At 49.4% G+C, this 20343-nt stretch carries 14 protein-coding genes, 2 tRNA genes and 1 riboswitch; of the genes, 8 read left to right on the top strand and 8 right to left on the bottom strand.

Going from position 1 to position 20343, the window contains the following annotated elements:
• Positions 1-159 precede the first annotated feature (159 nt).
• Positions 160-2796, top strand: coding sequence for a hypothetical protein (locus IPL32_12430; GenBank protein MBK8466628.1), 2637 nt, complete (start codon positions 160-162; stop codon positions 2794-2796).
• Positions 2797-2863: 67 nt separating this feature from the next.
• Positions 2864-4564 carry a hypothetical protein gene (locus tag IPL32_12425; protein MBK8466627.1) on the top strand — a complete coding sequence of 567 codons (1701 nt, stop codon included), beginning with the start codon at positions 2864-2866 and terminating at the stop codon, positions 4562-4564.
• Between the two features lie 89 nt (positions 4565-4653).
• Here IPL32_12425 and IPL32_12420 read toward each other — a convergent pair whose 3' ends face one another.
• A complete protein-coding gene (locus IPL32_12420; protein ID MBK8466626.1) occupies positions 4654-6777 on the bottom strand; it encodes a tetratricopeptide repeat protein in 2124 nt (707 codons plus the stop codon).
• A 235-nt stretch (positions 6778-7012) separates the two neighbouring features.
• Between IPL32_12420 and IPL32_12415 the strand changes: the two genes are divergently transcribed.
• The 4 genes from IPL32_12415 (at position 7013) to IPL32_12400 (ending at position 12333) form a co-directional block, all read left to right on the top strand.
• On the top strand, positions 7013-8056 hold the full coding sequence (locus tag IPL32_12415) for an NDP-sugar synthase (GenBank protein ID MBK8466625.1): 1044 nt from the start codon (positions 7013-7015) through the stop codon (positions 8054-8056).
• A gap of 12 nt (positions 8057-8068) precedes the next feature.
• Positions 8069-8902 carry a bifunctional DNA-formamidopyrimidine glycosylase/DNA-(apurinic or apyrimidinic site) lyase gene (gene mutM, locus IPL32_12410; protein ID MBK8466624.1) on the top strand — a complete coding sequence of 278 codons (834 nt, stop codon included), beginning with the start codon at positions 8069-8071 and terminating at the stop codon, positions 8900-8902.
• A complete protein-coding gene (locus IPL32_12405; protein ID MBK8466623.1) occupies positions 8887-10302 on the top strand; it encodes a PDZ domain-containing protein in 1416 nt (471 codons plus the stop codon). The genes mutM and IPL32_12405 overlap by 16 nt, the downstream gene beginning before the upstream one ends.
• A gap of 48 nt (positions 10303-10350) precedes the next feature.
• Positions 10351-10426: riboswitch (SAM riboswitch) on the top strand.
• Between the two features lie 38 nt (positions 10427-10464).
• Complete coding sequence (locus IPL32_12400; GenBank protein MBK8466622.1) at positions 10465-12333, top strand: bifunctional homocysteine S-methyltransferase/methylenetetrahydrofolate reductase; 1869 nt, start codon at positions 10465-10467, stop codon at positions 12331-12333.
• Positions 12334-12337: 4 nt separating this feature from the next.
• On the opposite strand, the gene IPL32_12395 is transcribed toward IPL32_12400, so the two are convergent.
• From IPL32_12395 to yvcK, 4 genes are read right to left on the bottom strand one after another with little or no spacing between them, the layout of a single operon-like run.
• Positions 12338-13300, bottom strand: a complete 963-nt coding sequence (locus IPL32_12395) for an NADPH:quinone reductase (GenBank protein ID MBK8466621.1) — start codon at positions 13298-13300, stop codon at positions 12338-12340.
• A 2-nt stretch (positions 13301-13302) separates the two neighbouring features.
• Positions 13303-15165, bottom strand: coding sequence for a glutamine--fructose-6-phosphate transaminase (isomerizing) (glmS, locus tag IPL32_12390; protein MBK8466620.1), 1863 nt, complete (start codon positions 15163-15165; stop codon positions 13303-13305).
• Between the two features lie 29 nt (positions 15166-15194).
• Positions 15195-16553: a bifunctional UDP-N-acetylglucosamine diphosphorylase/glucosamine-1-phosphate N-acetyltransferase GlmU gene (glmU, locus tag IPL32_12385; protein ID MBK8466619.1), complete on the bottom strand. Its 1359-nt coding sequence runs from the start codon at positions 16551-16553 to the stop codon at positions 15195-15197.
• Positions 16554-16599: 46 nt separating this feature from the next.
• Positions 16600-17637 carry a uridine diphosphate-N-acetylglucosamine-binding protein YvcK gene (gene yvcK / locus IPL32_12380; GenBank protein ID MBK8466618.1) on the bottom strand — a complete coding sequence of 346 codons (1038 nt, stop codon included), beginning with the start codon at positions 17635-17637 and terminating at the stop codon, positions 16600-16602.
• Between the two features lie 296 nt (positions 17638-17933).
• Between yvcK and IPL32_12375 the strand changes: the two genes are divergently transcribed.
• Positions 17934-18416 (top strand): roadblock/LC7 domain-containing protein, encoded by a 483-nt coding sequence (locus tag IPL32_12375; GenBank protein MBK8466617.1) that lies wholly within the window; start codon positions 17934-17936, stop codon positions 18414-18416.
• A 34-nt stretch (positions 18417-18450) separates the two neighbouring features.
• Entirely contained in the window at positions 18451-19035 is a 585-nt protein-coding gene (locus IPL32_12370; protein ID MBK8466616.1) for a GTPase domain-containing protein, read from the top strand.
• A gap of 147 nt (positions 19036-19182) precedes the next feature.
• Here the strand turns inward: IPL32_12370 and IPL32_12365 are convergent, their stop codons facing one another.
• The 3 genes from IPL32_12365 to IPL32_12355 all read right to left on the bottom strand — a co-directional run bounded on the left by IPL32_12365 (position 19183) and on the right by IPL32_12355 (position 20310).
• Positions 19183-19818, bottom strand: coding sequence for a fasciclin domain-containing protein (locus IPL32_12365; GenBank protein ID MBK8466615.1), 636 nt, complete (start codon positions 19816-19818; stop codon positions 19183-19185).
• Between the two features lie 251 nt (positions 19819-20069).
• Positions 20070-20146: transfer RNA gene (locus IPL32_12360), tRNA-Asp, on the bottom strand.
• Between the two features lie 88 nt (positions 20147-20234).
• Positions 20235-20310, bottom strand: a tRNA-Val gene (locus IPL32_12355).
• Between the last annotated feature and the right edge of the window lie 33 nt (positions 20311-20343).

The raw sequence follows: 20343 nt of genomic DNA, 5'->3' as shown, positions 1-20343 counted from the left end.
AGCGCAGAGCGGGTAAAACATAAAGAATTTCCCGTGCTCCATTTTGTCCGCTCTGATCAATACCTGAAATTTAACATCGCTTTTTAAAAAATTGGAAACTGAGGATTACCGGCGCCACGACGTCCGCTAGACATTCCGTTAGACATAAGGAGAAATCATATGCGAAAGACACTACTCTCGATCCTGCTCTGCGTTTTTATTGCCACGGGCATCTCGGCGCAGACGACTGCGTTTAGTTATCAGGGCAGTTTGAAAGACGGCGCAAGTGCTGCGAACGGTAATTACGATTTTCAGTTTGCGTTGTATGACGCGGTTTCGGGCGGAAATCAGCTTGGCTCGACTCTGACGCGCAACTCGGTAGCGGTTGCGACCGGCATCTTTTCTGTTTCACTAGATTTTGGCAGCCAGTTTCCGGGAGCAAACAGGTTTCTTGAGATCAGGGTTCGCCTGACAGGCCAACCGAGTTTGACGACGCTGACTCCGCGACAACAAATCAACAGCCAACCGTATTCAGTAAAAAGTCTTGGTGCTGACACCGCAACAACAGCCACAAATGCAACTCAGCTTGGCGGAGTCGCGGCTAGTCAGTACGTCGTCACGACCGATCCGCGAATGACCGATTCACGATCACCTACGGCAGGTTCAACGAACTATGTCCAAAACGGTACATCGCCGCAATCGTCGAGCAACTTCAACGTCAGTGGTACGGGCACGGCAAATATTCTGAACTCGACAACACAATTCAATCTCAATGGCAATCGCATCCTGAGTGCTCCGGCCAGTAATTTATTTGTCGGTCCCCAAACGGGTCAATCCAATACCACCGGTAATTCCAACTCCTTTTTTGGTAGCTCCGCAGGGGCGAACAATAGTTCGGGCGGCAACAATTCATTTTTTGGATATTTTGCCGGAAACACGACCAACACCGGGAGCGGCAATGCGTTTTTCGGGTACCAAGCCGGACGCTCAAATACGACTGGTGGCGTAAATTCCTATTTTGGATTTAATGCCGGAGAATTCAGCACGACAGCCAATTACAATTCGTTCTTCGGGTTTAATGCCGGGAACAAGACGACGGCCGAGGACAATTCATTTTTCGGGGCTGCTGCGGGACAGAATACCACAACAGGATATCAAAACTCCTTTTTCGGCCGTCAAGCAGGATCGACTAACACTACTGGTTTTCAAAACTCGTTTTTCGGACGCAATGCCGGACTCTCGAACACGGCAGGTGATAACAACTCATTTTTCGGGACTGCAGCCGGGGAGTTGAACACGAGTGGTGTTCAGAACTCGTTTTTCGGAGGATTTGCCGGAGAATTTAATACGACAGGCTCCGCCAACTCGTTTTTTGGTTTCGTTGCCGGGCTTCAAAACACAACGGGCACTAGAAATTCTATTTTCGGATTCGATGCCGGAAGGTTAAATCAAGCCGGTAATGACAATGCCTCTTTTGGACACAGTGCCGGAAGAAACACCCTAGGTTCCAACAACTCATTTTTTGGAGCCGCCGCCGGAACTTTGACTGCTGATGGCGACTCAAATTCGTTTTTTGGACGCAATGCCGGAGTTAGCAATACGTCAGGTGATGAGAACTCGTTTTATGGAGCCGCTGCCGGCGGCTTCAACACCACGGGCATTCGAAACACCGCAATCGGGTATAACGCAAACCCCGGTGCCGGGAATCTGCAATACGCCACCGCTATCGGTGCAGATTCAACCGTTTCGACAAGCAATACGATCGCTTTAGGACGCAGCAACGGCAGCGATCAGGTTGTGATCCCCGGAGCACTCGTCGCCAATCTTCCCGCAGGTGACACTGACTATATTCAAAACCGCACTACGCTCCAGGCGGCGAGTAATTTTAATGTTTCCGGCAATGGCTATGTTGCCGGCAATGTCGGCATTGGGACAACCACTCCGTCTGACAAACTTCAGGTCAATGGGGGCATAACGGCTAATGGCGTAACTGCAAGCAGCCTTTCATCGACGAGTGGCCTGTTCTTAAATTCCGCGACCGGTAGCCGCATTGCTCTGCGGACGTCGGGTGGGAGCACAGAGCGGATGACGATCCTGGACAATGGAAACGTTGGAATTGGCATTACCAACCCTACCTCAAATTTCCAGGTGGGTAATTACTTTGTCGTTAGCTCCTCTGCGGTAAAGCTGCCGCTTTCTCAAACTGGTAGTGTCGGACACGTATGTTACGACAACATCTCCCTAGTTCTTTCTGTTTGCTTCTCTTCTGCCGAATACGCTCCTTCGATCGATAATGGTGCGGGTTTTCCCGAAACCGCCGACCTTGTGAGCATCGCAACCGCTGTCAAGAATCCATACGGCGATGCACACGGACCGTTTACAGTTGAGAAATCTTCGACCGCGTGCGATGCAAATTTACTCGGGTTTATTACTAACCCCGAAAAGGGAGCAAACGGCCCGAAACTCAACGACCATTATCTGCCGCTAAGTATTTACGGTTACTTTCCCGCGAAAGTCACGCTGGAAAACGGCCCGATCAAACGGGGCGATCCAATTACTTCAAGCTCAAAGGCCGGATACGGAATGAAATCGATAAAGGCATGCAAGATCATTGGCTACGCGCTCGAAGATGCGGACGAGGAAGGCACGATCCAGGTATTTGCCAATCTGAGCGAGTATTCGGCTCCTGTCGTGGCGGAACTTCAGTCGCAGATCGAAAATTTGAAAAAGGAGAAAAGTACCGAAGTCGAAGAGTTAAAAGCCCGTCTGGCTGCACTCGAGCAGATCGTGCTGTCTGCCGAAAAGAGTAAGAAATAAACATGTTTGAAAAGCTGGATAACCAGAGTATGATTGCCATAGATAAATTAAATTCTTGGAGGGAAATATGCGTCACGCAAATCGTTTATTTCTGGCAATCGTTTTCTTTGGTTTTCTCGCTTCCGTGGTTTCGGCGCAGACGACGGAGTTTACTTATCAGGGCAGCCTGAGAGACGGCGTTAGTGCGGCGAACGGCAATTATGATTTTGAGTTTGCGTTGTTTGATGCTTTGAGCGGCGGGGCACAGTTGGGTTCGACGCTGACGCGAAGCACTGTTGCTGTTGCTAACGGCATTTTCGCGGTTCAGCTTGATTTTGGTTTGCAGTTTACGGGAGCCAGTCGTTTTCTTGAGATCCGTTTGCGTCCGACGGACAATCCCGGCGGTTATCAACAGTTGCTGCCGCGACAGGCGGTAAACAGCGCTCCGTATTCGGTCCGCAGTTTGAATGCGACCACAGCGGACTCGGCTGTGAACGCAACGACTGCAAATAACTCTCTCCAACTCGGCGGCGTGGCGGCAAATCAGTTTGTCGTTACGACCGATCTTCGCATGAGCGATTCGCGTTCGCCGACAGCGGGCAGTTCCAACTACATTCAGAATCAGAACGCGGGAGCCCAAGCAACCAGCAATTTCAATATCAGCGGAAGCGGCACAGCGGGCGGAACGCTTTCTGGCGGCATTGTTAATGCCACGACCCAATTCAGCATCAACGGCAACCGCATCCTGAGCAGTACGGGCACAGGCAATATATTTGCAGGTATAGGTGCAGGCATCCTAAATTCCACCGGCATTAACAATACTTTTGTCGGAGCATCTGCCGGTCAAGCAAACTCAACGGGACTCGACAACTCTTTCTTTGGCAGGAGTGCGGGTTCTTCGAACACTATGGGCGGCGGCAACTCGTTCTTTGGCGTTTTAGCGGGAAGTGCAAACTCGACGGGCAGCGGCAATGCTTTTTTTGGCGGTAATGCCGGTAATTCGAATTCAACAGGCGGCAGCAACACGTTCGTCGGTTCGTTTGCCGGCCAATCGAACACAACGGCAAGTAACAACTCATTTTTCGGCAGAGAGGCAGGTATTTCGAACACGACGGGCTTTAACAATACGTTCGTCGGCGCATCTGCCGGTCAAGCAAACTCGACGGGCCTCGACAACTCTTTCTTTGGCAGGAGCGCCGGTTTTTCGAACACGACCGGCGGAAATAACTCGATTTTTGGAGTGTTGGCCGGCGACTCGAATACGAATGGAGGCGGCAATTCTTTTTTTGGCGGGAATGCCGGCAACGCAAATACTACGGGCAGCAGCAACTCCTTTTTCGGTGCGTATGCAGGTCAAGCAAATACAACAGGTCTCAATAACTCGTTCGTTGGATACGCAGCCGGAATTGGTAACACCACCGGTGATAACAACACTGTCATTGGCCATAACGCAAATATCTCGCTCGGCACTCTTAACTTTGCAACCGCGATTGGTTCCCAATCTGTCGCCAACTTCAGCAATTCGATTTATCTCGGTCGTCCGGGCGGCGAGGATACAGTTCGCATTCCAGGAGCGGTCATAATCGACGGCAGCCTTATCGTCGATACTCTTGGCAGCACGACCGGCAATGTGCATCTTTGCCGGAACACCGCAAATCGCTTGTCGCTGTGCACCTCGAATTTTGCGGAGAAAACCGAGCTTGAAACACTCAGGATCCGTGTTGCGCAGCAACAGGCACTGATCGAGCAGCTTGCAAAACGCCTCGAACAGCTTGAGAAAAAAGAATAGTGGCAACTAATTAACGCCAGATCGACGCGATGAAAAAATTCATCTGTCTGACAAATAATGCGGATTTTTGCGGAGAGTAATTTCGGAGGTTAATGAGCTGCGACGAGGTTTTTGACGCGGTCGGCGACGTCGCGGAAATCGACATTTTCGGCATAGACCATTTCGAAGTACATCGCGGCTTTTTCTTCTTCGCCGTTGGCTTCGTAGGCTGCGGCCAGTTCGTACCAAAGTCCGTATTGCTCTTCGTCTGAGATCTCGGTTGTTTCAAGGGCACGGTTAAACCAAGTGACAGCGTGATTCGCCATTCCGTTTTGCATAAAGCAATGGCCGAGTAGATTTGCACAGTAATAAAACCTTCGCGTTCCATCGTCCAGGCTGGTGAGGTTGATCGCGTCTTGAAATTCGCGGATCGCGTCCTCGATCATCCCCATGCCTTGATAGGCAACTGCCGTGTGATAGTGTGTTTCGTAATCGGCACCGTTTGCGTCTTCGGCACCTTCGATACCAAATTCCGACCTGATCTCGTCGACGCCGATAGTGTTGGCCACGACCTCTTGGCTTTCGGTCTCTGCCGTAACTTCGTCTGCAGGCGTCTCATCCGAAACTTCGTTTTCGGCAGCTGCTCCCATGCGGTTTCGTAGTGCGGCAAATTCTTCGCGGTCGCCAAATTCCTGAACTAGTTCGGCCAATGCCTTTTCGGCGAGTTCGTCATAATCGTTCTCTATATAGAACGTGATGCTTTCGATCTCTTTTTGGATCTTTAGCTCATCGGCATGCGACAGCTCAGGCTGTTTTGCGTTCTTATCCTTCGCACGCCGTTTTCCACCCTTCGAACCACTTTTATTTTCCGACGAGTCTTCGATTATCTCCGCATCAATGATCTCATCACTGCTATCCAATTCCGCATCTCCAGAATTCTCTGGTTTGTGGCCGTTCAGCTTTGCTTTGTTGCCGTTGTTCAATTCGATCTCTGCATCGCCGCTTTCTTCTTTGGCAAATTGTGCCTTTAGAAGTTCCTCGTCGATCGGATTATCTTCAAAACCGTACTTCTCATTTATCTCCGTCAACCGGTCTCGAAAACGTATCTCGTGCGGCAAGATAACGACCAATTGAGCGAGGGCAAAACGTTCGTCTTCGACGGCGTCCTGTGAAGCAGCAGCGGTGTAAAGCCTTTCAAGTGAAAGGCGGAAACCATTCTCATCATTGAGCCAGGAATTGTAGCGAACCAATAGTCTCAAGCCCGTAAGCTGAGCTGGATCGCGCTCGAGGATCTCGTTTATCCACTTGCAGCACTCGTCTGACTGGCCGCCCGCTAGCAAATATTCGCTGCTCATCGTAAGGATACGAGCCGCCGATTCCGGGTCGTTTACATTCAGATATATTCTGATCAGATCTAGGAATTTCGGATAATTTGCCGGTTCGATCTCTACAAGCCTTACGACGGCTTTTTCCGCTGCAACCGCGTTTTGCGAATCAATACAACACTCGATCAAAAGATAGAGCACGTCACGATTGTACGGCTCGTTCTCGAGAATTTCCTCGAGCAGCGATGCTGCTTTACCAGCACGGCCTAAGGCAGTCTGAGCACTCACGATTCCGCTGAGGATTCTGAGGTCAGTAGATTTTATGTCAAAGCCTTTCATCAAGGCTCGGATCGCATCTTCGTTCTTGCCTTGCCGACTAAATCGAGCACCGGCTTCGGCATATGCCTCGACGGCGTCTTCTTTTTGATTCTCGCGAACGTACGAATCCGCGAGGCTCATGCAAACTTCCGTATTGTTCGGATCGAGCAACGCGATCTGCTTCCACATTGCCAGAGCTTCGAGCCGACGTCCGTTTTTCTGATAATGCTCGGCAAGCGCAGTATAGTGCTCCTTTGCTTCCGAAAGAGCTCCTTTCCCCTTGTGCAGTTCCGCCAGCTTTACCAGAACCTCGATGGAATTTGGCTGTATCCGCGAGACTTTGTTGTACATCGCGATAGCTTTTTGAGCGAAGCCCTGCTTGTTATAGTGCTCTGCAACCTGAAGATAACATTCAACCGCTTCGCGCTTGTCCGAACTCTTTGCGTGAAGGTCGCCAAGCATATTTAGCGTCGCTATATCACGAGGATCGTGGTCAACGACGGAACGGTATTCTGATATTGCAGAGCGTATTTTGCCTTGCGCGACATAACGCTCCGCGTTTCGCATCGCTTTTGTTTTATCGAAGCTCATTTTTTATCTGACAACAGAACTTGGTTCGGGAACAACCGGATACGCCGAAAAGCAGGATTAGCAGTATGAATGCACAGGTCGGATCTTTGAACGAACCTGTAATAATTAATCTAACACGCCGCAATTTGGAGTGTCAATATATTTTAATATTTATAAGCATTGTTTAACATACGTCAAGAAAAAATGGCTTTCATTTTTACTGTGCACTTCTTTAGGCTCATAATTAGTTTTACATATGCAGGCTTTAATTTTGGCAGGCGGAAAAGGCACAAGACTCAGGCCGCTGACCGTTTACACACCAAAACCTATAGTTCCATTCATAAATCGCCCGTTTCTGTTATATCAGATCGAGATCTTGCGAAAAGCAGGCATTACAGACATCACTTTGTCGCTGAGTTATCAACCGGACAAGATCGAGCATATTTTGGGCAGCGGAGCAGATTTTGGCGTAAGTCTGCGTTATGTAACCGAGCCGTCACCGATGGGAACGGGCGGTGCGTATAAATTTGCTTCTAACGCCATTCGCGAGACTACCGTCGTTTTCAACGGCGACATCCTGACCGATCTCGACATCGGTAAAGTGATCGAATTTCATAATTCCAGATCTGCTGCTGCAACCATTACTCTTGTGCCTGTCGAAGACCCTACTCGCTATGGGCTTATCAAGATTGATGAGAACAACAACGTACAGCGCTTTGTCGAAAAACCCCAGCCTGACGAGCTTGCGGCGCTACAAGTAAATACAATAAATGCAGGCATTTACATTCTAGAACCTGAGATATTAGATACGATTGCTGCGGACGCCAATAAGTCCTTCGAATATGACGTGTTCCCTGACATTTTGAATCGCCAAATGCCGTTTTTCGGATTCGAAATGACGACGGAATATTGGCGTGACATCGGAACGCCCGCAAGTTATCTCGCTGCTCATCATGATTTCCTGAGCGGAAAACTGGATGGTTTTGAGATCGAAAAAGCTGCTTCCTCTGACGACGTAGCAACGCGGGCGGAGATCGATAAACTGTCTGTTCTCGGCAGCGATTGTGTCGTTAAGTCTGGTGCTCGTGTTGTTAATTCTGTGATCGGTTCAGGCGTTCATATCGAAGAAAAAGCCGTGGTCGAGAATTCTGTGATCTGGTCGCACACACGCATTTCCAGCGCTGCTGAAATACGCAACGCAGTCATAGGCCGAAGCTGCCATATCGGCAGAAACGCTATAGTCGGCGAAGGCTCGGTCATAGGCGACAAGAGTACGCTTACGGATTACACGAAAGTCTAAGCACGAATTTCAATGCCCGAATTACCTGAAGTCGAACTGATCTCAAGATCGCTTAACTCGCTGGTCAAAGGCCGGACAATTGTGTCTGCAAAACTTCTTCGTCCGCGACTCGCTCCTGATATATCACCAGTCAAATTTTCCAACAAACTTCGTAAAGCAAAGATCAATTTTGTCCATCGACGGGGTAAGCATATTCTCTTTGATCTCAGCAGCGAAAAAACACTGATTGTTCATCTGAGAATGAGCGGACGCTTCTCGATTTTGCCCGCCGAACGCGAAGATCCGAAATTCACCCACGCGGTTTTCCATCTGGAGGACGAAACCAGATTGGTCTTTGACGACCAGCGGCATTTCGGATTGATGAAAATCGTTGATACTAACGATCTTCACGATGCGAAGGAATTAATAAAACTCGCACCCGAACCTTTTTCTGATGATTTTTCTATCGAATATCTTTTTGATAGGACAAAAAATTCCAAACGCAGCCTGAAAGAATTTCTGCTCGACCAAACAAGAGTCTGCGGCCTGGGCAACATCTATGCCTGTGAAGCGATGTTCGCCGCAGGTTTGGATCCGAGAAAGCCAGCCGATAAACTTTCTAAACAAAACGTCATACGCCTGCATGAAAGTATTCGTGCCGTCTTGCAAGAAGCCGTCTCACACGCAGGAAGCCGCGTAGTCGATCCCGAAAACCTGGAAGGCAATTATTTCAGCGGTTCCACCGATGCCGGATGGTTCGTTTACGACCGTGAAGGTGAACTTTGCAATGCTTGCAAATCGCCAATTCTAAGGTTAAAACAAGGTAGTCGTTCAACTTATTTTTGTCCAAAATGTCAGAAAAAATAGTACCGGTCATATCTGCCAAACCTAAGATCTGCTCAGCTCGGTACGCTTACCTAACTTGTTTTGCACTTGTTGTCATCATCGCAGTAACGGCGGTCTACGTCGGGGCTCAGGACAAGGATGACAATAAGCCAAACCCGGATGCTAATGCCAAACGTGCGCGAGAATACGCGTCACAAATGCTTGACGAGATCGAGCGGCTAATGTTTGAGCATTATTATGACAAGACCTTTCACGGAATAGATCTAAAAAAAAGAATCAAAGAAGCAAAAGAACGTCTAAAAACTCTTGAGTATAACTGGCAAATGTATCGTGTTCCAGCGCAAGTGCTTTTAGAACTCAACGACTCTCACACATCTCTAGGCCTGCCGCGCACGGACAATTTTGATTACGGTGTTAGATGGCAAATGATAGGCGACGATTGCTTCATTACAATAGTCGACAAAAAAAGTGATGCCTTTAAGCAAGGCCTGGAACCTGGCGATCAGGTACTAAAGATCGGAAATTTTGTACCAAACCGCACAGACCTTTGGAAGATCAATTTTGTGCTTTATAGTCTCGATCCTGCCAAGACGATAGAATTAAAGATTAGGCGGCCCGATAATGCTGAAAAAACAGTTCGCATAACTGCCAGCAGTGTCAGCTCAGCAAAATTCTGGAACGACCTAATTGATCGACAAGAAACGAAACGTGACATTTTCAAGTGTTCGGAGATCAGTCCTACTGTTGTCGTTTGTAAACTTTATACATTTAATGCTGAAAATAACGATATCGCTAAAATGATGAAATTTGCGGCTAAGTACCCGAATCTTATCCTTGATCTACGAGGCAATTCCGGAGGTTTAGTTTCAGTGGAAGAGGCATTCATAGGATATTTCTTTGAAGAAAAGGTAAAGATCGCTGATATGGTGAAGCGGTCAAAATCCGAACTGCGAATGTCTAAGCCCGTAGACAGGGACAAGATTTATAGAGGCAAAGTCGCGGTGCTTATTGATTCTGCATCTGCATCAGCCGCCGAGGTGACTGCTCGCGTTCTTCAACTGGAAAAACGGGCTGTCGTGTACGGAGACGTAAGCAGCGGAAGCGTGATGACAAGCATTGGTTTTCCTTTGAAACTCCGTTCAATAACTAAATGGGACAATGCCCAATATTTCTCACCGGGAATGAGCATTACGATCGGCGACGTTGTCATGAAGGATGGCTCGCGGCTCGAACACATAGGTGTCATTCCCGATACTGTACTGCGACCGGGCGGCCTTGCTCTGCAGATGAAAATGGACCCGGTTTTGGCGTATGTGGCAATTGCGTTTGGGGTACAGTTAAGCCCGGCAGAGGCGGGAAAGCTGAATTTCCTTACACAAGGTGACAACAGTGAAAAAGATTCAAAGGATGCAAAACGATAAGACCTAGAATCAGTTAGCGCTTGACAGCGTCATTAGGAATATCAATACTGAATCAATCGTGGTGAGTTAATGCGACTTGCGACCACGTTAAATAAACTGCTAAACAGCCAATAGACACATCGATCTTGAAAGTCTCGCTGTTTTGGCGAGGCTTTTTGTTTTATGAAAAACTTTCGCGAACTTCTGGATTCAGACGGCATATACGTTTTTGACGGAGCGGTCGGGACGCGTCTTTACGATAAGGGCGTTTATATCAACCGCAGCTACGACGAGCTTAATCTCACAAATCCAGACCTTGTCCGCGAGGTCCATGAGGAGTACGTTGCCGCCGGTGCGGACATTATCGAGACCAATACCTTTGGTGCGACGCGGCACAAATTGCAACCGTACGGCCTCGAAAGCAAATTACGCGAGATCAATGTTTCCGCCGTGAAACTTGCCCGCGAGGCCGCAGGCGACAAGGCCTATGTTGCCGGAGCAATCGGGCCTTTGGGTTTGCGTCTCGAACCGTTTGGCCCGACATCTTTCGACGAGGCACGAGAGATGTACAAAGAGCAGATCGAAGCATTGCTCGAAGGCGGCGTTGACCTTTTCATCCTCGAAACCTTTTCCGAATTGCCGCTCATCGAACAGGCGATTCGCGCCGTCCGTGAACTGACCGATCTGCCGATAGTTGCCCAGATGACGATCCAAATGGACGGCAAAACACTTTACGGCGACACACCGGAGCATTTTACGAAGAAGCTCGACAAACTCGGCGTCGATGTCATCGGCCTGAACTGCGGAATGGGCCCAAACCATCTGCTCAACGCTCTCGAAAAAATGCGTTCGGTCACAACCAATCCGCTTTCTGCACAGCCAAACGCCGGTTTGCCGCGTGACGTTCAGGGGCGACAGTTTTACATGGGTTCGCCTGAATATATGGCCGAATTTTCACGGCGTTTTGTCCAGGTCGGTGCAAAATTCGTTGGCGGCTGCTGCGGAACTACACCGACGCACATCAAGCTTATTGCGGACGGCATCCGCTCGATCAGTCCGCGTGTCACGGCGAGAGCGGTAATAGAAAATGAGCCGGTCACGATCTCTGAACTGAAACCGGACGACGTTCAGGTCGTAAAGCCCGAGGATCGTTCCCGCTGGTCGGCAAAGATCGCTCGCGGCGAATTTGTTACGTCGGTCGAGGTTCTGCCGCCCAAAGGATGCGATGCTCAGAAGACGCTCGATTCGATCCGTTTGCTAAAAGACGCCGGCGTCGATGGCGTAAATATTCCAGACGGCCCGCGTGCCCAAACGCGAATGTCGGCCCAAGCGACTGCCGTTCTCGTCGAACGCGAGATCGGCATCGAAGCCGTCCTGCACTACTGCTGCCGCGACCGCAATCTGCTCGGCATGATGTCGGATCTGCTCGGAGCTTCCGCTTTGGGATTGCACAATTTACTGCTGATCACGGGCGACCCGCCAAAGATGGGGCCTTACCCTGATGCGACCGCCGTTTTTGACATAGACGCGATCGGCCTGACCAACATGGTCAACAAACTAAATCACGGCCTTGATCTAGGCAACAACCCGATCGGCAAACCGACCGCGTTCTCGATCGGAGTCGGTGTAAATCCCGGCGCGGTGAATATGGAAGAGGAAATAAAACGATTCGAGTGGAAGGTCGAAGCTGGTGCTGAATACGCTATCACTCAGCCGGTTTTCGACACCGCGCAGCTAAAACGCTTTCTCGATATGATCGATCACGTCCGAATTCCGATCATCGCCGGTATTTGGCCGCTCGTTAGCTTCCGCAACGCCGAATTTCTTCATAACGAAGTGCCGGGCGTCGAGGTAACCCAAGAGATCCTCGAACGCATGCGTATAGCCTCTGACGTAAGCAAAGAGGAAGCCCGCGAAGAAGGCATCAACATCGCTCGGGAATCGCTGCTCGAAGTTCGCGACGTAATTCAAGGCGTTCAGGTCTCGGCCCCATTCGGAAACGTGAAATACGCTCTACAGGTATTTGAAGCTTTGGATGAATTTAAGAGGTGACGGTTTAAGGCACAAGGACGATCTTGCCCAAAGCCTTGTTTTCCATTACTTCGTGATGGGCCAATGGTGCATCGGCAAGCGGAAGTGTTTTGCGGATGATAGGATTTAGAACTCCGGATTTAAGTCCATCGAATATTGCAGCGTGTATCTTATCACGGTCGGGCTGCAAAGAATTGAAAAGCGACATTCCGTAAACGGTTGCGTCCTTGCCCATGATCACGCGCGGATTAAAGTCGAGGCTTCCGCGATTCCCTATCACGACAATACGGCCAAACATTGCGAGCGCATCAAAATCTTTCTGCAAGTTAACATTAGCGAGCATTTCGATAATGACTTCGACGCCTTTGCCGTCTGTGATCTCTTTTACAGCCGCGAGATGCGAGTCGTCGGTGTGATCGAAGACGTGATCTGCTCCTTGTTCGGCCGCGAGTTTTTTGCCATCTTCAGAACTAGCTGTTCCTATGACTGTCAGGCCTGCGTTTTTTGCCCACTGAATTGCGGCGATACCAACGCCGCCGGATGCTCCGTGAATGAGAACGGTCTCGCCCGCCTTTGCATCGGCTCTTTGAAATAAAGCACGATAGCTGGTCGCATACGGCGTCCAGACGCCCGCTCCCTGTTCAAAGCTGACGTTGCCAGGCAAAGTTCCGAGCTGCTTTTCTTCGCACAACGCATATTCAGCATACGTTCCTGTCAATGAGTCGGCGATATAAACTCTATCGCCCGCTTTGAACTTGGTTACAGCCTCGCCGACAGATTCGACAATGCCGGCGGCATCTTTACCCGGCGTGTAAGGCAGATTTGGAGCGTGGGCATGAATTCCGGTGCGGAGATAAGCATCAACAGGATTAACACCCGCAGCTTTGATCTGAACCAGAACTTGGGAGCCAGACGACGCGGGCGTCGGAAGCTCTTCGATCTTCATTACCTCTGGTTCACCAAATTCGCGGACGACAATTGCTTTCATTACTATTCCACCGTCACAGATTTTGCCAGGTTTCTCGGCTGATCGACATCGCATCCTCTTCGAACGGCGATGTGATACGAGAGCAACTGCAATGGCACTATCGAGAGTATCGGACCCAGTAAATCGGATGTTTCGGGGATCTCGATTACGTGGTCGGACACTTTGCAGCTCATCGTGTCGCCTTCAGTCAAAACCGTCAAAATGATGCCGTCGCGGGATTTGACCTCGACGATATTCGAGTGCGTTTTTTCGTAACGCAATTCGCTTGCCGCATTATTTTTTTCACGTGTGTTGACGATCACAACCGGCAATTTTTCATCGATCAGTGCATTCGGGCCGTGTTTCATTTCGCCAGCGGGATAACCTTCAGCGTGGATGTAGCTGATCTCTTTTAATTTTAAGGCGCCTTCGAGGGCGACAGGAAAATTGATACCTCTGCCGAGATAAAGAAAATCCTGCGAACGGAAAAACTCTTTTGAAAGTTCCTCGATCGAATCCGCATTGTTCAACAATTGCTCGATCTTTAGCGGAAGTTCGGCGAGGTCTTGTGCGAGTTTTTTGGCTTGCGTCTCGTCGATCTTGCCGCGTAGTTGTCCCAGATACAAGGAGAACAAATACAAAGCGACCATCTGACAAGTAAACGCTTTGGTCGATGCCACCCCGATCTCAGGCCCTGCGTGCGTCAATATGGTTCCATCTGCCTCGCGTGTGATCATCGAACCCTGAACATTACAGATCGCAAGGATTTTACAACCGGACAATTTTGCCTCACGCATAGCCGCAATTGTATCGGCGGTTTCGCCAGATTGCGAAATTACGATTATCAGATCATTCTCGCTCAAAACCGGATCGCGATAGCGAAATTCCGACGCATAATCCACCTCGACCGGAACGCGTGCAAGCTGTTCGAGCATGTACTTTCCGGCGAGAGCGGCGTGCCACGAAGTGCCGCAGGCGGCAATCTTGATTGATGTAATGCCCTGTAGGTCGTCGTCCGAGATGTCCATCGGATCGAGATAAACTTTTCCGTTATCAAGAGAAACACGCCCTTGCGAGGTGTCGCGCACTGCACGCGGCTGCTCGTATATCTCCTTCAGCATAAAATGTTTGAAGCCGCCTTTCTCAGCCTGAATAGGGTCCCAAGTGATCCGCTGTGTCTGGGGCTCAACCACATTGCCGTCGAAATCCGTGACGCGAACAGACTCTTTTGTAAGCACAGCAATTTCCCTGTCGCCGAGAAAAAATACATCGCGTGTATGTGCTAATATCGGCGGAATATCCGACGCAACAAAAAACTCGCCGTCGCCCAAACCGATCACGACCGGCGGGCCTTCGCGAACGGAGACGATCATATCCGGCTCGTCCGAAGAGATGATCGAGAGAGCGAAGATTCCTTTTAACTCTTTCACCGTTTTTCGAACGGCAAGCTCAAGCGACAAACTTTCTGTATCTATGTAATGGCCGATCAGATGAGCGACGACCTCGGTGTCGGTTTCGGTATGAAACTCGTGCCCGATCGCCTGCAGCCTCTCTTTCAGCGTGAGGTAATTTTCGATGATGCCGTTGTGAACAACAACGACCTTGCCCGACTGATCGCGATGAGGATGCGCGTTTTCCTCAGTCGGACGCCCGTGCGTCGCCCATCGCGTATGGCCGATGCCGTAATTGCCGTCGAGCGGGCTCAGGCGAATTGCTTCTTCGAGGTTCCGCAGCTTACCCTCGGCACGCCGCAGTTCCATATGATGGTCACCGTCAACCACCGCAATCCCCGCCGAATCGTAACCACGATACTCGAGCTTCCTTAAGCCTTCGATGATCAACGGCACAACTTGTTTATTTCCAACGTATCCTACAATTCCACACATAAGTCTAATTCAAACGACTATTCTCTTCTCTATTCCTTACTTTTGTTCAGCTCTTTAGCCGGAACGCCAGCTACTACTTTGTTGGCCTCAACGTCTTTTTTCACCACGCTTCCGGCACCGGTTACAGCACCGTCACCTATTTTGATCGGAGCAACAAGCATTGTATCTGAACCGATCTTTACGTTATTTCCAATGTGGGTTTCATGCTTATTTTTGCCGTCGTAATTGCAGGTTATCGTTCCGGCACCGATGTTTGTGTTTTCGCCGATGGTTGCGTCCCCGAGATAGGTCAGATGGCTGGCTTTGGAGCCTTTTCCGAGCTTGGTTTTCTTTAGTTCGACAAAATTACCGACCTTCGAACCTTCAATCATAACTGCGTGGCCTCGAAGATGCGCCATCGGACCGACCGTGCATTTGTCGCCGACGGTCGAATCGGTAATAAAGCAATTATCGCGTATCTCGACGCCGTTTCCGATACTCGAATTTACGATCCGTGTTCCCTGCCGAACAACGCAACCTTCGCCGATGACGCTGTCGCCTTCGACAGTTACGTTTGGATAAATTACTGTGTCACGGCCGATCTTTGCACGGCGGCTTATGTATGCAGCTTTCGGATCGACAAATGTTACGCCAGTCTCTATCATCAGTTTTTCGACAGTACGGCGGCGAATTGTCTCTTCCATTGCCGCAAGTTGGCGGCGGTCGTTGACGCCCTCGATCTCATGCGGATCGTCGCATAGAAAGATCGCAACATCATCATCTTGCTCTCGCAAGATGCTCGGCACGTCGGTCAAATAATATTCACCTTGAGCATTATCATTCTTAACCTGCGACAAAGCCGCAAACAATTTTTTCGTATCAAAACAGTAGATACCGGAATTGATCTCATCGATCAGTTTTTCTTCGTCGTTTGCGTCCTTTTGCTCGACGATCTTTTCAAATGCTCCGTTTTCGTCACGCAATACGCGGCCATAGCCGCTTGGGTCTTTTAGCCTGACGGTCAGCACCGTACAAGCGGCGCCTCGGCCAAGATGTTCGTTGTGTTTTTTCACGAGAGCATCGAGCGTTTCCGAACGAATCATCGGAACGTCACCAGAAAGGACCAACAGTGTCGAATCGGTATTTTCCAAAATTTCGCGTGCCGCATTAACAGCATCGCCGGTGCCATTCTGTTGTTTTTGCAATGCAAAACCGAACAAATTTGCATCATTTTCACTCAAAACCGCGTCCTTGACGTCCTCAGACTGGTGTCCAACGACGACGTAGATCTTTTGCGGGTTGAGCGATAAAGCGGCTTCGCAAACATGATTAATAAGCGATCGTCCGTCGAGTTTGTGCAGCACCTTGGCAAGGTTGGACTTCATCCGTGTGCCAAGGCCGGCTGCCATTATTAGAATGTCGAGTTCAGATTTCACGTGTAAAATTTAAAGAGTTCTAATTGCCGACCGAGGCCTTTTCTCGTGGCTGCAGAGCACATAATAACAGGACATCAGCGAGCTTTGCGGCGTTATGCCTTACCTTGTCACCGTCGTCCAACAGATTACCATAAACGATCTCGGCTCCCTCAATCGTCGCGGGTGAGATCGATCCGTGAACGCCGATCTGCTCAGCTCCTTCGCCGGAGTATTTTTGAGTCTGCAAATCGCTGATAGGATGATCGTTGACTATCACGTAATCAAAATCGATCGCAGGAGCGTATTGACGAACGAGTTCGAGATGGTGTCGAGCACTGAAACCGTCCGTTTCGCCCGGTTGAGTCATCAGATTGCAAACAAATATTTTGATCGCACGCGACGCTGCGATCGCTTCGGCCACACCTTCGACCAGGATCGGAGGCAAAAGGCTTGTGAAAAGCGAACCGGGTCCGATCGTTATAACATTTGCGTTGTGAATTGCGGAAAGTGCCTCTGGCATCGGCAGACAATCTTCGGGATCGAGAAAGAGCCGTTTCATATTGCCGCCTAGTTGAGAGATCTTTGTCTCGCCTCTAACGATTGAACCGTCATCTAACTCGGCCGCCAGTGTCACATCGGCAACAGTTGCCGGGTAAATATGGCCCTTGCTCGCAAGGATCTCCGAAGAGAGTTTAACGGCCTCACCAAAATCACCGGTTATCTCAGTCAGTGCCGCGAGGAATAAATTGCCAAAATTGTGTCCGCCCAGATCTCCGTCACCGCTAAAGCGATGCCTGAAAAGCTGTGAGAGCAGATAGGAATCCTCAGACAGTGCGACCATGCAATTGCGTATGTCGCCAGGCGGCAGCATTTGAAGTTCGTCTCGAAGCCGCCCGGAACTTCCGCCGTCGTCCGTAACGGCAACGATCGCCGAAAGATTTTCCAGCCAGACTGGCTCAATATCGCCTGCGTTCACAAAACGTTTTAATCCGGAAAGCAGCATCGACAGCCCGGTTCCGCCGCCAATGGCGACGCAATTCAACCCAGCGGGCTTGTCGGAAAAAAGATGATGTTTCATCGAGGCGAGGCTGAACTCGGAATTTCGGCAAGGTAAGAGTTATTAGGTAGCACAGGGTAAATATCGGCGAGCGCCGCCGATAAGTAAAATTCTAGCATTTTTGAAAGTTGGCGGACAATAAATATTATGAGCTCCGCTGCATTTAATCGAGCTTTAAAAAAATCTCTTGTAGCCGTCTGCTTCGTTGTGTTAGATTTAAATGAGCGGAACGCCGCCCACAGGCTATTCAGCCGCTTTGACTTAACAATTCACTCAGTCATACTTGCCCCCTAAGCTAGTCACTAGCAACCACCATAATGGCAAATTCGCCTTTTATTCTACAAGAACATCAGTTTCAAAGACTCAAGAGCGTCCTGGCCCGACTTTGTGTCGAGTGCGCCGCTCGCGTAGTATTTTTGATCGACCGAGACGGTCAGCCGATCGCTTTTCACGGCGATATTAACGGTATGGATACGACGAGCTTTTCCTCGCTTGCGGCGGGAAATGTCGCGGCCACGCACAGCATGGGCCAGCTCATCGGTGAAGACGCTTTTCCGTCAGTCTTTCACGAAGGTGAGCGCGAAAGTATCTTTATCAACATCATTGGCCGCAGCCTGCTCGTCACCGTTTTTGACGAACGCTCGACATTAGGGCTCGTCAAAATTCGCACAAAAAGATGCAGCTACGACATAGCCGCCATTCTCGACGAAGCTACAAGGGATTCGGCCGCCTATCATTTAAACCAAAATTCGTTCTTCTCCGAGATCACGGACGAAGACATCGACAGCCTTTTTAGCTAATTAGCTCAAACTAATTTTCGACAATCGACCAATCATGACTTTTATCAATTACGCATCAAGAGAGATCAATTGCAAGATCGTCTATTACGGGCCGGGACTCGGTGGCAAGACAACAAATCTGCAATACATCTATGATTCGACTGCGCCGCAGGCGAAGGGCAAACTTATCAGTCTGGCTACCGAAACAGATAGAACGCTATTCTTTGATTTCATGCCGCTCGAATTGGGAACGGTTCGCGGTTTCAAGACACGTTTTCATCTTTACACGGTTCCGGGCCAGGTCTATTACGATGCATCGCGAAAACTAATTCTTAAGGGTGTGGACGGCGTCGTATTTGTTGCCGATAGCCAAGACGAGCGTATGGACGCAAACATCGAGGCACTATATAACCTCGAGGATAACCTGCAAACACAGGGCTACGATCTAAAAGAGATTCCCTATGTCCTACAGCTGAACAAGCGCGATCTGCCAAATGTAACACCGATAGAAGAGCTTTCTCACGAGCTTTGCCGCAAGAACGAACCGATATTCGAAGCAGTTGCGACAAACGGTACCGGCGTTTTCGATACGCTCAAAGCCGTCGCCAAACAGGTGTTGACGGAATTAAGAAACGGGTAAACATACAAAGTCATAGAGAGCTAAAAAAGAGACCGGAACATTTGATCCGGTCTCTTTTATTTTGTGCTTTTACACTATTTTACAAAAAATGACGCGGTGACAGGAGAGTAACCGCGTCTTTAATTTAATGCCAGGGAAGCAGGTGAACTACTTAGGCATTAAAACACTATCAACAACGTGAATCACACCGTTTGACTGCATAACATCGGCAATTGTGACCTTTGATTTGCCACCTTTCTCGTCGGCGATGGTCACATCCTTGCCTTCCATGGTGGCTGTTAACGTTCCGCCAGCGACCGTTTTCATCGTAAACTTGCCCTTACCTTCCTCGATCCCTTTGATTATTGCGGCAACGTCCATCTTGCCCGGAACAACGTGGTAGGTCAGGATTCCCGTCAGCGCTTTCTTGCTTTCAGGTTTGAGAAGCGTATCGACGGTTCCTTTCGGCAATTTGTCGAACGCGGCATTTACAGGAGCAAAAACTGTGAATGGCCCTGCTCCTTTCAGAGTATCAACCAATCCGGCAGCCTTTACCGCTGCAACAAGTGTTGTGTGGTCTTTTGAATTCGAGGCATTGTCGATAATGTCTTTCGTTTTTAACATCGCAGCTCCGCCTACCATCGGGCCTTCGGCGGGTGCCGGTGCGGTGTTTGTATTAGTATTTGCCGAAGCCATTTTCGGTGCGGTGTTGGCAGGTGCCGCGGTGTTATTAGCCGTCATCCCGCCGCAAGCGCTCATAACCGCCATTGATGCGGCCATTGCAAAAGTTAGTAATAATTTCATTTTCAGTCTCCCAAAGTTCTATTTAATTCAAATAGCAATTACACGGCATGTTTCTTTCGATCATCAACTAGTAAGTAGTAATGAAAACAAACCGAAGATTCACTATACAATTGCTTTCGCTTAAGAGTTAGCTTTGGATTCAGTCTTTATCAGGAGATAAATTGCCAAGAAGACACCTAAGAACGCAAAAAAAGAGACCGAACTGAAAGTTCTGATCTCTTTTTTTACTTGCGTCTTTTATATACTAAAAATGGCGGAGCCGACGGGACTCGAACCCGCGACCTCCAACGTGACAGGCTGGCGTTCTAACCAACTGAACTACGACTCCGCACTTACGAGTCGTAAGTCTGGAGTGATAAGTCTTAAGCAGGAATTTCATACTTAAGACTCAAGACTCGCGACTCGCGACTAGATAATGGTGGGCACGGAGGGACTCGAACCCCCAACTTCCTCCTTGTAAGGGAGGCTGTCTACCAATTGACGTACATGCCCAAAAAACCGACTAAACAAAAACTATTTCGCACG

This window comes from Chloracidobacterium sp. (genome assembly GCA_016711345.1).
Taxonomy (GTDB): Bacteria; Acidobacteriota; Blastocatellia; order Pyrinomonadales; family Pyrinomonadaceae; genus OLB17.
Note: the sequence above shows the minus strand (reverse complement) of the source record. Positions and strands in the feature narration are given on the sequence as shown.